The organism is Nonomuraea monospora (assembly GCF_039531895.1).
Taxonomy (GTDB): Bacteria; Actinomycetota; Actinomycetes; order Streptosporangiales; family Streptosporangiaceae; genus Nonomuraea; species Nonomuraea monospora.
Window position 1 is genome coordinate 91885 of record NZ_BAAAQX010000008.1, and the last position, 18407, is coordinate 110291.

The following is an 18407-nucleotide window of genomic DNA, read 5'->3' on the forward strand; positions in this document are numbered from 1 at the left end:
AGTAATGAGCTCAGGTCAGCAGCCTGGCCATGATGCGGTCGAGGTCGGCTAGGTCGCCGGGGTCGAGCGCGAGCAGCGAGCGCGGCGGGCGGGCCAGGATGCGCTCGGCCTCCTCGGCGACGGCCGTCCCCGCAGGGGTGAGGGTGACGATCTTGCTGCGGCGGTCGTCGGGGGAGACGCTCCGGGTGACGTAGCCGCGCTGCTCCAGGTCGTCCACCATCAGGGTGGTGTACGGCTTGTCGGTGGACAGCTCGGCGGTCAGGTCCCGCATCGTCATCGGCCCCGCCAGCAGCCGGCGCAGCGCCTTGACCCGGAAGAAGCTGATGCCGAGCGTCTCGGCGACCTCCTTGCGGCGGTCCTCCTGGCGCAGGACGAGGTCGTACATGGCGGCCCAGACGCGGGCCACCGCCTCCTGGTCCGGGGGGTCGATCATGAGGTGTCCGCCGTTCTGTCGGAAGCCTGCGCGAGCCGTTCGGCGGTACGGGCGGCGCTGTGGCGGGCCCAGCCGGTCGTGGTCAGGATACCGAGCAGCACGATCGCCAGGCCGCATCCCGCGATCACCCACCAGGCGACGTGGCTGGCCGCCGGGAACCCGGTGGCGAACGGCCCCACGACGGCCGAGGTGACCAGCGCGCCGAGGACCGCCACGCCCAGCGACTGGCCGATCTGCCGGCTGGTGGAGGCGACGGCCGCGGCCACCCCCGCCTGGGCGCGCGGCATGCCGGAGACGGCGGTGTTGGTGATCGGCGCGTTCACCATGCCGAAGCCCAGCCCGAACAGCACGTACGCGGCCATGAGCTGCCAGATCGGCGTGTCCGCCGACAGCCCCGTCATGATCAGGCCGCTGCCCGTCATGGTGACCCCGGCCAGGAGCAGCGGCACGCGGGGGCCGGCGTTGCCGACGATCCGGCCGGACAGGGGAGCGCACACCACGGTCAGCGCCGCCATGGGCAGCGTGTAGAGGCCGGCGTGCAGGGCGGACAGGCCCAGCACGTCCTGGAGGTAGAGGGTGTTGAGGAACAGGAAGCCGCCCAGCGCGGCGAACGCGCACACGGCGATGACGGTGGCGCCCGCGAACGGCACGCTGCGGAAGAAGCGCAGGTCGATCAGGGGTTCGGCGCGGCGCAGCTCGTACGGTGCCAGGAAGGCCAGCGCCAGCGCCGCCACGGCGAAGCAGCCCAGCGTGCGCGGCGAGCCCCAGCCGGCCGCCGGCGCCTCGATGAAGGCGTACGTCAGGGTGGCCAGCAGCACGATGACCAGCAGCTGCCCGACCGGATCCGCGCGGCGCGGGCGCGGTGAGCGCGACTCGGGGACGAACAGCGCGCACAGCACGAACGCGGCCACCCCCACCGGGATGTTGATCCAGAAGATCGACTGCCAGCCGACGGAGCCGACGAGCGTGCCGCCGATCAGCGGGCCGAGCGCCATGCTGACGCCGACCACGCCGCCCCACACCCCGATGGCCCGTGCGCGCTCGCGGGGCTCGGTGAAGGTGTTCGTGATGATCGACATGGCGACCGGGTTGAGCATCGAGCCGCCGATCGCCTGCAGCGCCCGCGCCGCGATCAGCCAGCTCAGGCTGGGCGCGAGTGAGCACATGAGCGAGCCGAGCGTGAACAGCGTCAGGCCCGTCTGGAACGTGCGGCGGCGGCCCACCCGGTCGCCGGTCGAGCCGGCCAGCATGAGCAGGCTCGCCAGGACGACCGTGTAGGCGTCGATGATCCACTGCAGGCCGGAGACGGAGGCGTGGAGGTCGCGGCGGATGGCGGGCAGCGCGATGTTCACGATCGTGTTGTCCAGGCCGACGATGAACAGGCTCATGCAGCAGATGGCCAGGACGAGCATCCGCCGGCGGGGGCTCAGGGCCGGGGCGGTCGCGGCCGGAGCGGTCGCCGAGCTGGTTATAGGCATATAACGATTATATTCGCACAACTAATGATTTGTGCCGCCTCGCCAGGGTCGCCGGATGAGTGACGCCCGTCCGGAACTGATCACGGCCCCGGCCCCAGCCAGGCGTCCAGCCGGGACAGCAGCTCCGCCGTGGGCACCCTGCCCGCGGTGCGCCCCGCGTGGACGGCCCGGCAGGGGGCGCGCCAGACGCGCACCTCGACCACGGCGCCGGTGATGTCGCCCACCCACACCACGTCGAGGTCCGCCGGCAGCCTGATCCCGTCCATCCCGCAGCCGGTCCTGCCCGGGCCCGGTGGGGTGGCCGGGCTGTCGGTCCCGGGGCGTACCACCGTCGAGGCGTTGATCAGCGACCGTACGGAGGCGAGGCCGGCGGGCACGGCGACCTGCGCGCGCAGCCGCAGCACACCGTCGTCGGCGCGATAGCGGCAGGCGATCGCCGCCGACAGCGGGCTGGGCAGGAGCTCGCCGAACGCGGGGCCCCGGTTGACCGCGACGTCGTCACGCGGCCACCCCTGCGGTCGGTGCAGATCGACCTTCGCGGCGGGCAGCCCGGCCGCGCAGCCGGGAGGCACCACGGGCTTCGGCCGCGCCTGCAGTTGCGTCAGGTAGAAGCCGAGGAAGGCGTTGACCGGATTGCCGAACCGCGTCCGGCCCGCGTACCGGGCGGTGCCGCAGTTGCGGTCCACCAGCACGACGGCGGGTGGGCGGCGGCCCGCGTAGTGCACGACGTAGGACAGGCTCGTGCCGAAGCCGACGGCGGTGCAGATCTCGCCGAGGTGGAGATCGTCCCCCAGGACGCGTCCCTTCGCGGCCTCGCTCCGGCGCAGCCCGGCCTCCAGCACGTCGCGCGTGGGCAGCGCGTTCAGCTCGGCGACCATGGCGTCGACCTGGGTGGTGAGCTTCCTGACCCGCACCGGGCCCTGCGGCGGCGGGGCCCGGTAGGGGAGGGGGATCTCGCACATCGTCACCGAGACGGCCCCATCGGCGGGCACCAGGTCTCCGGGCCGGTCGCCGCCCTCCCACGCGCCGGCGGCCGAGGCGGGACAGCCGTCGGCGGCCAGGCGCGGGCCGAGACTGTGCAGGGGGAAGGCGGCGGGGGCCGCCAGCAGTAACGCGAGCACTCCGGTGATGACGCGGCCGACGCGCAGCAGCATGGCACGAATGTACGCGGTGACCGGCCCGCGCGGCAGGCCGGTCGGGCCGGCGAGGCTCCTGCCGCAGCCGGGATCAGCCTCCCTGGCCCCAGGCAGGCTCCTGCGGGGGGCCGATCGTTCCCGTGCGCTCCGGGCACTCCTGAGGATCGACCTCCTCCCCATGACCCACCACGGTGATCCGGGCCCGCTCCTCCGGCACCGCGGCGGCCAGCGTGCACACGATCTGCTCGACCGCCAGGGGAGACAGCTCACCGCCCGGCGTGGCCGGGTTCACCATCAGGTGGCCGCCGGAAGCGTCGCTGACCGAGAAGGGCGCGGCGTCGGCGGGCACCTCGGTGGTGAACCCCTGCGACCGTTCCCTGGCGGTGGGCCCCTCTGCCAGCAGGGTGAGCGCGTTCGCCTGGGTCGCCCGGCGATCGGCCCGCGTCACCGCGCTGAGCCGGTCGTCCTTGACCAGGAAGATGGTGACCCTCGCGCTCGGGGCGACGAGTCCGCTGGGCGGGTCGCCGCCGGGGATGACGCCGGTGGGCCGCACGCCGCAGCCCGCCAGGGCCACCAGCGCCACCAGCGTGAGAGCGATCCTCATGCGGGTTCTCCGTCCGGTTCGGGCGCCAGGCGCGGCAGGCGCAGCGTGAACACCGCGCCCCCGTCTGGGGCGGCGTTGGCGACGGTGAGGTCGCCCCCGTGCAGCAGCGCGTTCTCCCGGGCGATGGCGAGGCCCAGCCCGCTGCCCTCCGACCTGGCCCGGGCCGCGCTGGCTTTGTAGAACCGGTCGAACACGTGCGGCAGCACCGCCTCGTCCAGCCCTGGCCCGTGGTCGCGGACCTCCAGGGTGATCCAGCCGGGCTCGGCGCGCAGCCGTACCGACACGGGGGGCTCGCCGTGCCGCAGGGCGTTGCCGACGAGGTTCGCCAGGACGACGTCCACGCGGCGCGGGTCCAGCCGCGCCGTGACGCCGGCCGGCAGGTCGGTGTCCACCTTGTCGGACCAGCCCCGGACGCGCAGCGTCGCGCGCACCAGCTCGCCCACGTCGATCTCGTTCAGCGCGAGGACGGCGACGCCTGAGTCGAACCTGCTGATCTCGATGAGGTCGTTCACCAGCCCCGTCAGGTTGAGCGTCTCCTGGCTGACGAGCTTGGCGGCGCGCCCCGCGGGCTCCGGCAGCCGGACCGCCTCCTCGTCCAGGACGTCGGCGACGGCGGTGAGCGCGGCCAGCGGGGTGCGCAGCTCGTGGGAGACGTCCGCCACGAACCGGCGGGCGTCGGCCTCCATCCCGCGCAACTGCTCGACGTGCCGTTCCAGCTCCGCGGCGGTGTCGTTGAACGTGTGCGCCACGTCGGCCAGCTCGTCGGAGCCGCGCACCTCGATCCTGGTGCGCAGCTCGCCCTGGCCCAGCAGGCGGGCCGCCCGGCCCAGCTCGCGCACCGGGCGCAGCACGCCCCGGGTGGCCAGCCAGGCCAGGGCGACCGCGAACGCCAGGGCGGCCCCGCCGGCGAGCCAGGCGGCCGTGGCCAGCTCGTCGATGCTCTCCTGCTCGGGCTGCAGGCTGCGGACGACGTACACCTCGATGCCGGACGTGCGCGTCGCGCGGCCCGGCTCGTCGATCAGCATCGGCGCGCCGATGACGAGGAAGGGGCGGTCCTGCCACAGGACGCGCTGCCACCCGATGTCGCCGCCGGCCACCAGGTCCCGCAGCCCGCGGGGGATCAGCTCGACGTCGAGGCCGGAGGGGGAGCGCGCCTGCCCGTAGAGGGCGACCGTGGCGATGTTGCCGTCCTTGACGACGTCGGCGATCCGGCCGAGCTCGGCCGGGCCCGGCTCGAGGTCCCGCAGCGGGTAGAGCGTCTCCAGGCGGTCGGTCATCGCGTACGCCGCGGCGTCCTGCGTCCGCTCCAGGATGGCGGTGCGGGCCTGCACGTAGATCCCGCCGGCCACCGCGGCGGCGGTGACGACGCACAGCAGGGCGAACGCGGCCATCAGCCGGGCGCGCAGCCCCAGGCCGGGACGGGGTGTCAGCGGGCGGCTCACACCGGCCCGAACCGGTACCCGAACCCGCGTACCGTCTGCACGTAGACGGGCGCGGCCGAGTCGTCCTCGATCTTGGCGCGCAGCCGCTGCACGCACGCGTCCACCAGCCGCGAGTCGCCGAAGTAGCCGTGCTCCCACACCGACTCCAGCAACTGCTGGCGGCTGTGCACGCGGCCCGGCGTGCCGGACAGCTCCAGCAGCAGGCGCAGCTCGGTCGGGGCGAGGTTGACGGGCTCGCCGCGCAGGGACACCACCAGCCCGGCCCGGTCGACGGTCAGGTCGCCGTGCCGCTCCAGCTCCGCCTGGTCCCTGCCGATCCGCCTGAGCACCGCGCGGATGCGCGCGTCCAGCACCCTGGGCTGCACCGGCTTGACGACGTAGTCGTCGGCGCCCGCCTCCAGCCCGGCCACCACGTCCATGTCGTCGCCGCGCGCGGTCAACATGATGATCGGCACCTCTCCGGCGGCGCGGATGCGGCGGCAGACCTCGAACCCGTCGATGCCGGGCAGCATCAGGTCGAGCACGACGACGTCGGGCAGGTCGGCGCGCAGCCGTTCCAGCCCCTGCTCGCCGGACTCCACCGCGCGCACCGAGTGCCCGTGCCGGGGCAGGGCCAGCTCCAGCCCCTCCCGGACGGCCGGATCGTCCTCGATCAACAACACTCGTGACACGCTGCCAAGCTTCACACGACGCTCCGTAACTCGCCCCCGCCGGTCGGACCCCATCCACTGTCGACCGGCTGTGTCCTCGCCTCGTCATCGCCATGTCATGGTTGTGTCACGGTCACGCCGACAGCGGCAGGACAGCGGCAGCCGTCGATGAACGGTGACACGCGGCGGACGACGCACGCACATTCGCCGCCAATCGTATTCGGCATGAACGAACCACGCACCCTGCCGCCTCGGCCCCGGGACCACCTGTTCGCCGCGGTCACGCTGGTGCTCGCCGTGCTGCTGCTGCCCGCGGCGTTCGTCCGCCGTCCCGGCCGCGCCCGCGAGCTGGCCTGCCAGTGGGCCTTACGGCTCCGCTTCCCCGCCGAGGACCTCACCGGGCTCACCGACGGCGCCCTGGCGGCGTTCACCGCGGCCCGCACCGAGGCGCTGTGGCGGCACGGCCAGCTCATCGGCCTCACCTCGGGCTACCGCGACCCCGTCGTCCAGCAGCGGATGTTCGACGAGCAGGTGCGCCGCTGCGGCTCCCCGGCCCTGGCCCGCATGCTCGTCCTGCCGCCGGCGGAGTCCCCGCACGTCAGAGGCGTCGCGCTGGACGTGCGCCCGCACGAGGGCGCGCGCTGGCTGGAGGAGCACGGCGCCCGCTACGACCTGTACCGCATCTACGACAACGAGTGGTGGCACTTCGAGCACCGGCCGGGCAGCGGCGGCACGCCGCCGCCGCGATGGCCCAACCCGGCGTGGCGCGCTCCGGCCTGACCGGATCGGGCATGGATTGTCGGGTACGGCAGCATGGTCCGTCTCTACGGTGATGAGGCAAGAAAGAAACGGAAGGGCGACAGCGTGCTGGACGGGCTCAACGCGGCCTTGGAGTACATCGAGCGCAACCTCGGCCGTCAGATCGAGGGCGCCGAGCTGGCGCGGATCGCGGTCACGTCGGAGTACCACTTCCGGCGGCTGTTCTCCGCGCTGGCCGGCATGCCGCTCTCGGAGTACGTCCGCCGCCGGCGGCTCACCGTCGCGGGCGCCGAGGTCGTCGGCGGCTCCGAGCCGCTGCTGGACATCGCGATCCGGCACGGCTACGCCTCCGGCGAGGCGTTCGCGCGGGCGTTCCGCGCCGTGCACGGGGTGGGCCCTGGCGAGGCCAGGCGCACCGGCGCGGCGCTGCGCTCCCAGCCACGCATGTCCTTCCGCCTCATTGTCGAAGGGAACAGCACCATGCGATATCGGATCGTGGAAAAGCAGGCGTTCACCCTGGCGGGGCGCAAGGCGCGCGTGCAGTTGGTGCACGAGGGGATGAACCCCGCCATCGTGGCGTTCGTCCGCGGCGTCGGTCAGGAGGCGCTCGACCGCATCGAGCGGCTGTCGGACCAGGAGCCGCGCGGCATCGTCAACGTGAGCGACAACCTGCCGGGCACCCGCGAGGAGGGGGTGGAGCTCGACTACTGGGTGGGTGCGGTGACGGGCGGGCAGGCGCCCGGTGACCTGGACACTCTGGCCGTCCCCGCGGGGGCGTGGGCGGTGTTCGAAAGTTCGGGGCCGTTCCCGCAGGCGTTGCAGCACCTGTGGCGGGACGTCTACACGCAGTGGTTCCCGGCCAACCCGTACCGCAGCAGGCCCGGGCCTGAGATGTCGGTGACGCGGTTGTCGGAGGACGGGAGCCAGGCGGACGCGGAGCTGTGGATTCCCGTGGAGCGGGTGACGGGGTCCGGCTGATCCCTACAATCCAGGCATGTTCGAGATGCCGCTGTTCACTCCAGTGGAGATCCAGGCCAAGGCCCACGACCTCATCGAGGCGGGCCGGTTCGACGAGGCGGTCCAGGTCCTGCGAGAGGAGGCGCAGGTCACCGGCCAGGAGGCGCTGGACGCGGCCCGCACCCTGAGCCGGGGCGAGCTGCTGCCGGACTTCCCAGGCCGATGGCCGGAGGACCTGACGGGGCCGGTCGCCGAGTTCCTGGCCGGGGGGCAGCGGAAGGCGGCCGTCTTCCTGGTCCGCGACCGCAAGCGCCTCGGCCCCGCCGAGGCCGAGGCGTTCGTCGACGCGCTGACCCCCGGCGAGGCCGGGTAGCGCTACGACCGCCGGAGGACCGCCAGCAGCCTTCCGGCGGCCTCCGGCGACAGGCCGTCGGTCACGAACGCCGCGTCCATGAACAGATCCCGCTGACCTCCCTGAAGGTCGAACTCCAGGGTGTCGATCGTGGACAGCGCCTCCTCCCGCTCACCGGCGTCCGCCCACGTCTCGATCTCCCGCACCGCCGCCTTCAGGACGGCTGCCGCGTCACGCACGACGAGGTAGTCGTCCCCTTCGGGGAGCCGTTGCCGGCCGAGGTCGATCCCGCCGCGGAAGTCGACGTCCCGCAGGCGCGCCGCGCTGAAGTCGTTGCCCTCGTACCTGTTGACCGTGCGGCCCAGCTCGGCGTCGCGCGCCCACGGGTCGGCGGAGAAGGTCACCGACTCCAGGGTGCCGGAGAAGACGCAGTCCACGAACTCGGCGTCCATGAAGGTGAGGTGCGACAGCCGCACGTCCAGGAACGAGCAGGAGACGAAGGTGGCGCGGCCGGGGTCGAGGCCGTCGCCCTTGAGTGTGCTGCCGTCGAAGACGCAGCCGGTGAAGACGCTCGGCCGTTTGCCTGCGCCGAGGCAGCCCTTCGTGGCGTGAATGCCGCGGAAATCGCAGTCGGTGAGCTGGCTGCCGTTCGCGATGGAAATGGCCGAGAAACGCTTTCCGGAATAGTCGGCGCCGTTCTGCCGGGCGGCGTTCAGATTCAATTCGCTTTTCACGGCTGCTCCTCTGCGGCGGGGCCAAAGGATACGCTCCCGGACGTTTCCGGGAGCGTATCCGGTGCCAATGGCTATCTTCTCAAGGAGGGCAAGGGGCCTATGCTGTACAGCACGTACGGCACCTTACTGTACACGTTGGTGGTGGTCCGGGCGAGGTGCCGGGCGTGGTCCTTGACCGTGGTGAATTCCACCCAGTTCATGAACCGCCGGTCGTAGAGGTCGACGCCCCAGCTCGATTTGTACACCCACCGGCCGGGTTCGGTGGCGTTGAGTTCACGCTCCAGCGCCCGGTGGAATGCCGTCCCGAAGTAACGCCGCGCCTGACCGAAGTCCTTCATCCGGATCAGCCGCTGATAATCCTTGAACTCCTTCCTGGTGAGATACCGCAGCATGTCCTGCGGGTTCTGGGCGAGCCGGAGTGCGGCGGCCTCGACCGCTTCGGCGGAGGCCAGGTAGCGCGCCCGGATTCCCGGGGGCAGGTTCTTGGCGAGTTCCTTACTGATCTTGACGCCGCAGGTCGCCGGTGTCGGGCGGGCGGCGTTGTGGGTCAGTACGGCGGCCGAGCCCGCCAGGACGTGGTAGGTGTGCAGATCGGCGACGGTCAGGTTGTGGACCCGCTGCTGCGCCGTCCGCTTCTTGACCGCCTTGATCTGGACGTACGTCCCTGAGGAGGTGCGCAGCCACATCCCCGGCTCGAGGTCCTCGGCCTGGACCCACTTCTTCAGGTCGCGGACCCAGAACGGATGGCTGTCCGTCGAGGTGACCTCGCCGGTCTTGTCCCTCTTGTCGCCGTCGGTGTCGACCTTGATGTCGACCAGTTCCTTCTCGCCCTCGCCCGTGATCACGTCGGTGACGGGCTTGGCCGCGGTCTTGCCGGTCTCGGGGTCGGCGGCCAGCACCTCGTCGCCCACCTCGACCTTCTCGATCGGCTTGGTGGTGCCGTCGGCCAGCTGGACCATCGTTCCCGGCACGAAGCTGTTGCCCGGCCCGCAGCCGACGCTGCCCACTCCGCGGAAGAGCCTGCCGAGGCCGAAGGCGACACCGCCGAGCGCGGCGCCGGTGACGGTCTCCAGGGCGAAGTCGCCGGCGTCGAAGGTCCTCGCCGGGTCCATGGCGACGTCCACGGTGTAGCTGGTCGCGGAGGCCGCCGCTCCGGAGGCCAGCGCCACCGCCAGCCCGCACGTCAGACCGCCGGTCTCGGGGCACAGCGCGCCCAGCGCGCCGACGCCCAGCCCGACCAGCAGCCCGGCGCCGAAGGACGCGAGCGCCCGCTTCCAGTCCATCGGCTCGGAGTAGTGCAGGTTCGCGATGGACAGGCCCGCCGCGAAACCGTAGCGGTTGCTCGTCGCCGGGTTGAGCCCGAGGCCCAGGTCGGCCCCGGCGTCCTGACGGGAGTTCGGGGTGAGGTACTGGTGACTGCCCGGCAGGTAGTTGCGCGACCCCATCTGGTAGGTGGAGGAGAGCTGGTCGAAGCGCCTGGCCCCGAACCAGTACGGGTTGTACGGCTCCTTGTACGGGTTGGCCGAGTCGGGGGTGTCCACCCCGCTGACCGACCCCGGCACCAGCGAGCCGAACACGCTGTAGCCGTAGGTGCCCCGCGTGTCGCCGGCGTCCGTGGTGAGGATCTCCACGTTGCCCTGCGGGTCGTAGCCGTAGACGCTGCGCTCGGCGGCCCCGCCACTGAGCTTCGCCATGGACAGCCGCTCGTCCCACGCCGAGTACTCGAAGGAGCGCGTGATCGAGCCGCCGACCTCCTCGTCCAGCACCTCACCCGACATGCCGAGGTAGGAGTAGGTGGTCTTCTTACCGTCGTCGCCGGTCATGGAGGACGTGCGGCCCAGCGGGTCGTAGGTGTAGTCGGTGGCCCGCTCGACCCCGTCCACCCCGACCTGCTCGGTGCGGGTGATCTGGTCGAAGGCGTTGTAGTAGTACAGGCCGGTCTGGGTCTGCTCCTCGCCGGAGGTCACCGAGAACAGGCGACCCGAGGGGTCGTAGTTGTACTCGGAGTAGCCCGCCAGGTCGCCGCTCCTGACGAGCCGGTTCCAGTCGTACTGGAAGTTCGTCGACTCGCCGGCGACGCTCTGGATGACGACGTTGGAGTTGGCGTCGTACTGGTACTCCTCGCTGCGCGCCTGGCCCAGGTACTCCACCTTGGTGACCCGGTTGCGCGGGTCGTAGGTGTACTGCTTCTCCACGTCGGGGAACAGGCACCTGAACTCGACGCACTGGACCTTGGTGTGGTCCTTGGCGACCCGCAGGTCGGCCTGGTACGTCAGGGTGTGCTCCGACTGGACGGCCCCGTCGGCCTTCTTCTCCACCGAGTGCCGCAGCAGCCCGTCGAGGTAGTACTCGTAGGTCGCGACGTTGCCGTTGGACTTGGTCTCGCTCTTGCGCTCGCCGCGCGGGGTGTAGGCGTACCGGGTCAGCCTGGGGCTGGGGTCGGTGGCGCTGCTGACGTTGCGCACGGTCTCCAGCAGGTCGCGCGCGTCGTAGGTGTAGTCGGCGATCGTCTTGTCGTGGGCGCGGCGGACCAGGCCGCCGATCTCGTTGTAGCCGTAGGTCGTGGTGTTCTTGAGCGCGCCGTCCAGGCTTTCGGTGACCTTCGCCATCTGGTTGAGGTCGTCGTACTCGAGGTCCCACTGGTCGATCGTGGCGTTCGACGAGCTGTCGGTGACCTGCTCGAGGTTGCCGTTCGGGTCGTACAGGTAGTCGAAGGACTTGACGCTCGGGTACGGCGGCATGGTCGAGCCGCCCTGGTCGGCGTGGTGCTTGAGCTTGCCGTCGGGGTGGTAGCCCCACTCCAGGGCCCGCTGCAGGGCGCCGTCAGCCGCGTTGACCTTGCGCTCGCTCTGCTGGCCCAGCTCGTTGTAGTCGTAGCTGACCGAGATGCCGAACGGGTCGATCGACTTCTTGATCCAGCCGTTGTCCCAGTACTCGGTCTTGCTGACGATCCGGCCCCGGTGGTCCTCGTTCGGGGTGTGGTCGGGGTCGGGCGGCGGCAGGGCCACCTCGGTCAGGCGCGACGCCGAGTCGTACTTGTACGTCACGCTCTGCGGCGTGCGGTACGGGTAGTCCGGCGCGCCCTGGTTGTCGTCCTTGTCGTACGGGTAGACCTGCTCGATCGCCCGGTTCAGCTTGTCGTAGCGGATCTCGGTGAGGAAGTCGTCCGGGTCGTCGGTGGTGGCGACGCCCCGCGGGTTGATCGTCCTGGTCTGGTTGCCGACCTGGTCGTAGACGAACCGGGTGGTCGTCTCCTTGACGTTCCCGTCCACCGTCTCGTGCGGCACCCGGGTCTCGACGACCTTGCCGCGGGCGTCGTACACCGTGGTGGAGACGCTGCCGTTCTGGTCGGTCGTGGTGGTCCGCAACCCGTCGCGGTCGTAGCCCGCGCGGGTGGTGTAGCCGCCCGCGTCGGTCTCCAGCGTCACCCGGCGGTTGCGGTCGTAGTCGAACTTGACCGTGTAGTCCAGCGGGTCGGGGGTGGCGTTCTTGCGCGGGTCGACGACCCAGGTGAGGTTGCCGACGCCGTCGTAGAGGTACCTGGTGGTGTAGCCCTTGGCGTCGGTGATGCCGGTGAGCTGGTAGATCTCGTCGAAGGTCTTGGTGGTGGTGAAGTCGCCGGCCGTGGCGGTCAGGTTGCCGTTCGGCTCGGTGACCGTCAGCCGGTTGCCGACCTTGTCGTAGGTGAACGAGGTCTTCCGCTCCGGCGCGGCGTCCTGGTCGTCCTTGGGTTCGAGGGTGAAGGTGAGCCGGTCGCCGGCGTCGAACTCGGACGTCGTGACGGCGCCGTTGGGCGCGGTGACCTTGGTGACGTTGTCGTTGGCGTCGTAGACGGGCGCCGGCGTGACGATGTTCTCGCCGCCGGCGCGGTCCTTGGGCACCGTGCTGGTCAGCGGGCGGCCGAACAGGTCGTACGTGCGCGTGCTCGCCGTCCCCAGCGGGTTCGTCACCGACAGGGTCAGGCCCCGCCGGTCGTAGCCGATCCGGGTGGAGTCGCCGTACGCGTCCGTGATGATCCGCGGCTGCCCTGTCGGGTCGTGGTCGGCGAACGTGGTGGGGTTGCCGTTCGCGTCGGTCGCGTGGATGACCTGCCCGAGGATGTCGTAGCCGTACCTGGTGGTGTAGTCGCCCGCGGTCTCCGTGGTGTTGCCGACCGGGTCGGTGACCGAGGCGAGGTTGCCCCACGGGTCGTAGGTGAAGGTGACCCGCCGCCCCTCGGGGCTGGTCTCGGCGGTCAGGTCGGCGATGTGCCCGTTCAAGCCCTTCTGGTAGGTGTACGTGGTCGCCGGCGTGCCGTTGAGGTTCGCCTCCGCGTCCCGGATCCACAGCCGGTCCCCGGTGAGCTGGTCGTAGGCCGAGGTGGTGACGGCGCCGTTGTTCTCCTCCTCGCGGATCACGTTGTGGTCGGCGTCCCAGCCCAGCTTGGTGACCTGGCTCTTGGCGTTCGTGATCTGGACGGGCCGCCCGAACTCGTCCAGGTGGTAGGCGGTGGCGTGGCTCTCCGCGTCGGTGACCGTCGTGTCGAGGGTCGAGCCCTGCGGCCCGTCGGGGTCCACGTACACGAACGACGTCGTGCCGCCGAGCCGGTCGGTCAGGGTCTGCGCCGACCAGTGGAACTTCGGGTCGTCGCCCTCGCGCGGGTAGTAGTAGGCCACGCCGGTGCCGTGGCCGCGCGGGTCCACGACCCTGACCAGCTTGGCGTTCTTGACGCCCTGCGTCATGTCGTAGTCGAAGCGGAACGACTTGGCGCCCGCGGTCCCGTCACCGTCCACCATCTTGGCCATCAGGCCCCAGCTGGTGTACATGAAGGTGATCTTGCGGCCCTCGATGTCGGTGAGGGACTTGACCCGGTCGATGATGTTGGGGTTGACCAGGTTGGCCCAGTAGACCTCCTCGCCCGCGTCGTTGATCCAGGTGTAGTTCTCGCCCTTCTTGTAGTACTCGACGGTCAGCGTCTGACGGCCGGCCGGATCGGTGACGTACTGCAGGAACTTGGTCGGCATGTTGTTCGACCGGCGCGCGGCGTAGGTGAACGACGCGGCGTTGACCAGGCCGTTGCCGTCCTGCGTCGAGGACATGTAGCCGTCGCAGTCGAAGAAGTACTGCGTGCGGTCCGGCGCGGTCATCACCCAGGCGCGCGACTCCTCGGTCTTGTTGTCGCACGTCACCAGCCGCTGCAGGTACAGGTGCACGCCCTTCGGGCTGATCCACTGCTGCGCGGCGTCGTCCCAGGTGAAGGTGTGTCCCGTGCCGTCCCCGTCGGTCATGGTCACCGTGGTCGGGGTCTTGTTCGGATGGAAGTCCAGCGGCGTGCCCAGCCGGACCGGCATGGAGGCGTGCAGCGACCAGCCGAAGCCCATCGAGCTGTTGGAGGTGTCCTTGGAGTTGTAGGACAGGTTGACGATGGTCGCGAAGTCGCCGCGTGAGGGGTGCGCCCACGGGCTGTAGGACCAGACGGCGTTGCCCGCGTACAGGTTGTTCTGCAGGAGGCCGCCCGCGCCGGTCTCGACGCCCGCGTACTCGTAGAACGACTCCACCCCGAGCTGGTCGGAGGTGGGCTTGTCCACCGCCACCGCCTGGGTCAGCGCCGGGATCGCGTCGCTGGCCGACAGCCACGCGTTGGTCGTCCTGTTGTACAGGTCCGACTGGAGCAGGAAGCTGCTGCGCTTGCTGCTGTCGTCGGCCGTCGCCGGCGCCTTGACCTGTGCCTGGACGGTGATCGCCTCGCCCGGGGCCAGGTCCTTGGGCAGCGCCGTCTTCACCTGGTTCGCGGCCGTGGTCACGTCGGTGCCGTCCGGCTGCGCCCAGCGGTACGACAGCACGTAGTCCGACGCCTTCCACGTCGCCGCGGTCGTGTTGGTGAGCGTCACCGGCGTGCTGGTCTGGCCGCCCTCGGCCATCCGCAGCGCCGTGTCGGGCGCGTAGTAGGTGTTCTCGGTGGTCTTCTCCAGGTACGTCACCCGGAGCTGGGGCGTTAGCTGCGGCTCCGCCGCCTCGTCCGACAGGAACAGGGTCCGCTCGGCCGGGGACGTCTCGTTCGCGAGCTTCAGCATCACGCCGTTGTTGGCGGAGGGCGTGGAGACCCAGCTCTGCGCGAGCGACGTGGCGCCGAAACTGCGCCGGTACGGGTCGTTGGTGAGCCCGCCGTAGCTGCCGGCGACCGTGCTCGCGTAGTCGCCGCCCGCCGTCGTCCACGCCTGGGAGGCGGTGGCCTTGTTCCAGGTGGCGCTCTTCTCCTCGAAGCCGGTGTTCATGCCGCGCAGCTCGTACGTGGCCGCGGCCGACCCGATCATCGTCACTTCCCACAGGTCCACCGACGCGTCCAGCACCCGGGCGGTCGAGGGGATGGCGGAGACGCCGGGGAACTTGAGCACGGCCCGGGTGGTGCCGTACGTGCCGGAGTTGTTGCCGACCATCAGCCACGGCGCGCCCGCCAGCACGTCCTGGTTGACGTCGGGCTGCTTGCTGGACAGCGTCGTGTCCGCCGTCCCGCCCTGGAAGACCTTGACGGTCCTGCCCGCCTTCGGCAGCGCGGCGATCTCCGTCGGCCCGGGCACGAGCTGCCCGTCCCTGGTCTTCACCGCGACCATGTAGTAGTAGACCTGGCCGAACGGGTCGGTCGAGTCGGCCGGGGTGGGCGTGGCCGTCGTGTCGGTGAACTGCGTGGCGCCCGCCGCCACCGGCGAGACCAGCGTGGCCGCCGACGGGGTGAACGTCTGGTAGACGCTGCGGTGCACCTGGTACTCCGCGAGGTCGTCCGACTCGGCGTCGGACGGGTCCCGGTAGGCGGGCCAGGACAGCTCCGCGCCGGCGGCGTGGATCGTGGCGGGCGGATCGACGGTGACGCCCTGGCGGCCGTACGTCAGCACCAGGCGCGGGTAGGTCGCGGTCTCGCCGCCGTAGGAGTACAGGCTGCCCTCGTAACGCACCCCGCCCTTGTCGAGGGTCTCGTCGGACGCCTTCAGCACGAAGCCGTGGTTCGCGCTGGCGCCGTCGAGCCACGACTGGACGATGTTGCGCACCGGGAACGAGTGCCACTGGCTGCCGTTGGCCGAGGCCGGCTTCACCTGCACCGCGTCCTTGGTCAGTCTGACCGCGTCGGCGATCACGCCGACGGAGGCGGACGCGGGGCCGTCGCCCAGCACGACCTTGCCGTTGGTGCCGGCGGTGAACGGGTGGGTGCCCAGCGTCTTCCACACGCCGTTCGTGGTGGAGGCCGCGTTCTGGTTCACCGCGTACGTCTTGCTGCCGCCGTTGTAGGTGACCGTGTACGGCGCCGCCGTGGCCCGGTCGGCCGCCTCCACGTAGTGCACGTCGACCCGGTAGTCGCCGTCCTCGGTCACGCGCGGCACCCACGTGTAGCGGTCACCCGCGATGGCGTCCTTGTTGTACAGGTAGTCGCCGCCGACCGCGTTGGCCGCCAGCGAGCTGGTGGAGACCGGCCACGAACCGGTCGCCGCCGTCTTGCCGGCGTCGCCGTCGTCCACGACCTCGGTGTTGCCGCCCAGCTCGCCGGTGAGGTTCTTGGCCGAGTTCCAGGTCGCGGTCGTCTCGTCCCAGGCGGCGGTCGCGCGGTGCGCCTCCAGGGCGACGTTGTTGCTCACCCCGGTGCTGGTCTGGATGTCCTGGTCGTAGTAGACCTGGAGCTGAGCCGAGTCGATCTTCGTGCCGGACGGCACCCCCGTCAGCGGGAACTTCAGCAGCGCCCGCGACACGCTCACCGACGACGTGCCCGTGGACAGGCGCCAGCTCCCGTCGAAGTTCGTGTCGGGGGAGTCGGAGACGATCATCGTGTCCTGCGAGACCGACGGCGTCGGCGAGATCTTGATCGTCGGGTCGATGACCACCGGGTACTGACGCGCCGGATCGGCCAGCCACGCCTGGTCCGCCGTCACGGTGATCCGCAGCAGCCCCGCCGCCGCGTCCCACACCATGGCCTGCTCGACCTTGTCGCTGTACGCCTTGCCGTACGGCGAGGAGGCGTCGTCACGGGCGTCCGTCATGTACGGCCGGGGGATCTCCATCACCGGCGTGCCGTCGAAGTCGGCGCGGTAGAACGCGATCGACCCGTCCGGCCGCTGCCAGGCCCGCAGCCCGTCGGGCTTCAGGGTGAAGGTGTAGGAGGGGGCCTGCCCGGGCGCGGCGTCCAGGACGATCTGCTCCTTGGCGCCCTCCGGCGTCACCTCGTACGCCAGCCGCGCCCCGCCGCTCTCGTAGGCGTAGGTGGCGGTGTCGTCCTTCACCTTCGGCTTGCCGGGCTTGACCCCGTCGGCGCCGAGCGTGAGCGCCACGTCGTCCAGCTCCACCCGCAGCAGCGAGGCGGGCTCGGCGCCGAAGAAGCTGCTGAAGACGTTGCGCTGGTTGCCGTACGCGAACCCCTTCCGGTCCGTGGGCGAGATCTCCGTCGAGATCGGCTGCCACTTACCGGACTTGTCACGATAGTTCAGCGGCGCCGCCGACACCTCGACCTGCTGCCGGCCGTCCTCCAGCACGAACGTCCGCTCGTGCTGGGAACGCTTGCCCGCCAGCTCCTTCACCCGCTTGACCGGCGGAATCCGCTGCGCGGCCGGCTCCACGTCGTTCCGGGGGACCGCGTTCACCCCGAGATCCCTGGCCTCCGGCGCCTGCTCGCCGCCGCCCCCGGTGAACCACTCCTGCAGGTCGTCCAGCCAGTCGCGTTCGCTGTCCGGCTTCCATCCGTTACGCGCGTCGCCCGGCGGCGGCGGGCTCGCTGCGGCCGCCCTGGCGGGGACCACGTTGCCGCTCAGGGCGAGGGTGAGCACCAGGAAGGCGCCCAGTAATCGACGGGATTTGCGCATGGTCGTGCCTGCCTCCTTGAAAAGGGCATGGTGGAATGGGGCCAGGGCATGCCGAAGGGCGCCGTGGCGTCAGCCGATGATCGTTGATGTGAGTTTTCGCCGGGCGCGAATCCGCTGGCTCCGGCGTGGTGAAAGTCATCCCCGGTTTGTCTATTTGCGGGGATCATGAACCTCGTCACGAACCCTTGTCAACCCTTGGTGAATTGGGGTCAGGGCGCTTTCCTTGATCGCCCGGGGTGTTCTGGGGCTGGGCTGGAGCTGGGGATGGTGAGAATTCGGCAAGGTCACGTGCACGGGGGGTGAGCGGGAGTGGTGAAGGTAACGATTTGAAAACGGTGGCTCGCGATCGGTCTTTTCCCTGGCAGTGGGGTGTTTCTTGGGAGGCTTATTTATTGCCAGCTTATTCCCGGCTGGCCGTGACCGTTTCGAGATCTACCGCGCTTCGCCTCTGGTGTGGAACGGTCTTTCCCCGTCCGCGTGCTCGCTGGGCCGTGCGGAGCGGGCCGGCGGTCAGAGTGATCATCCCGGCCTGCTCGAATGCGTCCATCCCGCATTCCTCGAAGACTCCACATGCCACGCCCGCGGGTCTTGCTCCCGGCGTGATCCGTCCCGTCCGGGAGAAGTTGGACGCCCGGAATTGGCCCGGCGATCGTGTACGAGAATTTACAGCGTCTCGCGTTAGTGAGCGCCTGATCAGAATTGCGCTCCGGCTCCTGCCTGACCAGTATCGAAGCCGTTTCGCGAACCATTATCCGCTGGCCAACTCCGAGCTGCCTTGCGGACCCCAGACCAGGAGGATATCGGCTGATCTGCACGGTCTTGCTTCCGGGCGCCGCGATACGATGAACGGCCCGTAACCACCGGACCTGCTGGCCGTCCATGTGCGAGATTCGGACGACTTCCTGCGGCGCGAAATGAGGAGCGGCATGATCGGGTCGTCGCAATCACGCCGCGGAGCGAGTCGCGAAGTTCAACGCAGACTGGTACACCGCGGCGACCGAGTTCGGGCTTTTCTCGGCGGAACATCAGTTCTTGGTCGCGCT

At 70.5% G+C, this 18407-nt stretch carries 11 protein-coding genes; 3 read left to right on the top strand and 8 right to left on the bottom strand.

Annotated elements, in window-relative coordinates; genetic code table 11:
- Positions 1-10: 10 nt before the first annotated feature.
- The 6 genes from ABD331_RS17615 to ABD331_RS17640 form a co-directional block, all read right to left on the bottom strand.
- Positions 11-433 carry a MarR family winged helix-turn-helix transcriptional regulator gene (locus tag ABD331_RS17615; protein WP_344475910.1) on the bottom strand — a complete coding sequence of 141 codons (423 nt, stop codon included), beginning with the start codon at positions 431-433 and terminating at the stop codon, positions 11-13.
- Positions 430-1911, bottom strand: coding sequence for an MFS transporter (locus ABD331_RS17620; protein WP_344475913.1), 1482 nt, complete (start codon positions 1909-1911; stop codon positions 430-432). Before ABD331_RS17620 ends, ABD331_RS17615 begins: the two co-directional genes overlap by 4 nt.
- Positions 1912-1991: 80 nt before the next feature.
- Positions 1992-3065: a hypothetical protein gene (locus ABD331_RS17625; RefSeq protein WP_344475915.1), complete on the bottom strand. Its 1074-nt coding sequence runs from the start codon at positions 3063-3065 to the stop codon at positions 1992-1994.
- Between the two features lie 73 nt (positions 3066-3138).
- The gene (locus tag ABD331_RS17630; protein WP_344475918.1) at positions 3139-3651 is read right to left on the bottom strand and encodes a GerMN domain-containing protein; all 513 of its coding nucleotides are present in this window, start codon (positions 3649-3651) and stop codon (positions 3139-3141) included.
- Positions 3648-5093 carry an ATP-binding protein gene (locus ABD331_RS17635; protein WP_344475921.1) on the bottom strand — a complete coding sequence of 482 codons (1446 nt, stop codon included), beginning with the start codon at positions 5091-5093 and terminating at the stop codon, positions 3648-3650. Before ABD331_RS17635 ends, ABD331_RS17630 begins: the two co-directional genes overlap by 4 nt.
- On the bottom strand, positions 5090-5764 hold the full coding sequence (locus tag ABD331_RS17640) for a response regulator (RefSeq protein ID WP_344475924.1): 675 nt from the start codon (positions 5762-5764) through the stop codon (positions 5090-5092). Before ABD331_RS17640 ends, ABD331_RS17635 begins: the two co-directional genes overlap by 4 nt.
- 204 nt (positions 5765-5968) lie before the next feature.
- Here ABD331_RS17640 and vanY-N point away from each other — a divergent pair, with 204 nt between their 5' ends.
- The 3 genes from vanY-N (at position 5969) to ABD331_RS17655 (ending at position 7832) form a co-directional block, all read left to right on the top strand.
- Positions 5969-6523 (top strand): D,D-peptidase/D,D-carboxypeptidase VanY-N, encoded by a 555-nt coding sequence (gene vanY-N, locus ABD331_RS17645; protein ID WP_344475927.1) that lies wholly within the window; start codon positions 5969-5971, stop codon positions 6521-6523.
- Between the two features lie 84 nt (positions 6524-6607).
- The gene (locus ABD331_RS17650) at positions 6608-7480 is read left to right on the top strand and encodes an AraC family transcriptional regulator (protein WP_344475930.1); all 873 of its coding nucleotides are present in this window, start codon (positions 6608-6610) and stop codon (positions 7478-7480) included.
- Between the two features lie 16 nt (positions 7481-7496).
- Positions 7497-7832, top strand: coding sequence for a hypothetical protein (locus ABD331_RS17655; protein WP_344475933.1), 336 nt, complete (start codon positions 7497-7499; stop codon positions 7830-7832).
- Positions 7833-7834: 2 nt separating this feature from the next.
- Here the strand turns inward: ABD331_RS17655 and ABD331_RS17660 are convergent, their stop codons facing one another.
- Together ABD331_RS17660 and ABD331_RS17665 are read right to left on the bottom strand one after the other, a co-directional pair.
- Complete coding sequence (locus ABD331_RS17660; protein WP_344475937.1) at positions 7835-8545, bottom strand: pentapeptide repeat-containing protein; 711 nt, start codon at positions 8543-8545, stop codon at positions 7835-7837.
- 71 nt (positions 8546-8616) lie between these two features.
- Positions 8617-17364, bottom strand: a complete 8748-nt coding sequence (locus ABD331_RS17665) for a DNRLRE domain-containing protein (RefSeq protein WP_344475940.1) — start codon at positions 17362-17364, stop codon at positions 8617-8619.
- Positions 17365-18407: the final 1043 nt, after the last annotated feature.

Excerpts from the sequence above, each read along its gene's own strand:
- ABD331_RS17630 (WP_344475918.1), bottom strand. The coding sequence starts at position 3,651 with ATGAGGATCGCTCTCACGCTGGTGGCGCTGGTGGCCCTGGCGGGCTGC.
- ABD331_RS17625 (WP_344475915.1), bottom strand. The coding sequence starts at position 3,065 with ATGCTGCTGCGCGTCGGCCGCGTCATCACCGGAGTGCTCGCGTTACTG.
- ABD331_RS17655 (WP_344475933.1), top strand. The coding sequence starts at position 7,497 with ATGTTCGAGATGCCGCTGTTCACTCCAGTGGAGATCCAGGCCAAGGCC.
- ABD331_RS17620 (WP_344475913.1), bottom strand. The coding sequence starts at position 1,911 with ATGCCTATAACCAGCTCGGCGACCGCTCCGGCCGCGACCGCCCCGGCC.
- ABD331_RS17665 (WP_344475940.1), bottom strand. The coding sequence starts at position 17,364 with ATGCGCAAATCCCGTCGATTACTGGGCGCCTTCCTGGTGCTCACCCTC.
- vanY-N (WP_344475927.1), top strand. The coding sequence starts at position 5,969 with ATGAACGAACCACGCACCCTGCCGCCTCGGCCCCGGGACCACCTGTTC.
- ABD331_RS17615 (WP_344475910.1), bottom strand. The coding sequence starts at position 433 with ATGATCGACCCCCCGGACCAGGAGGCGGTGGCCCGCGTCTGGGCCGCC.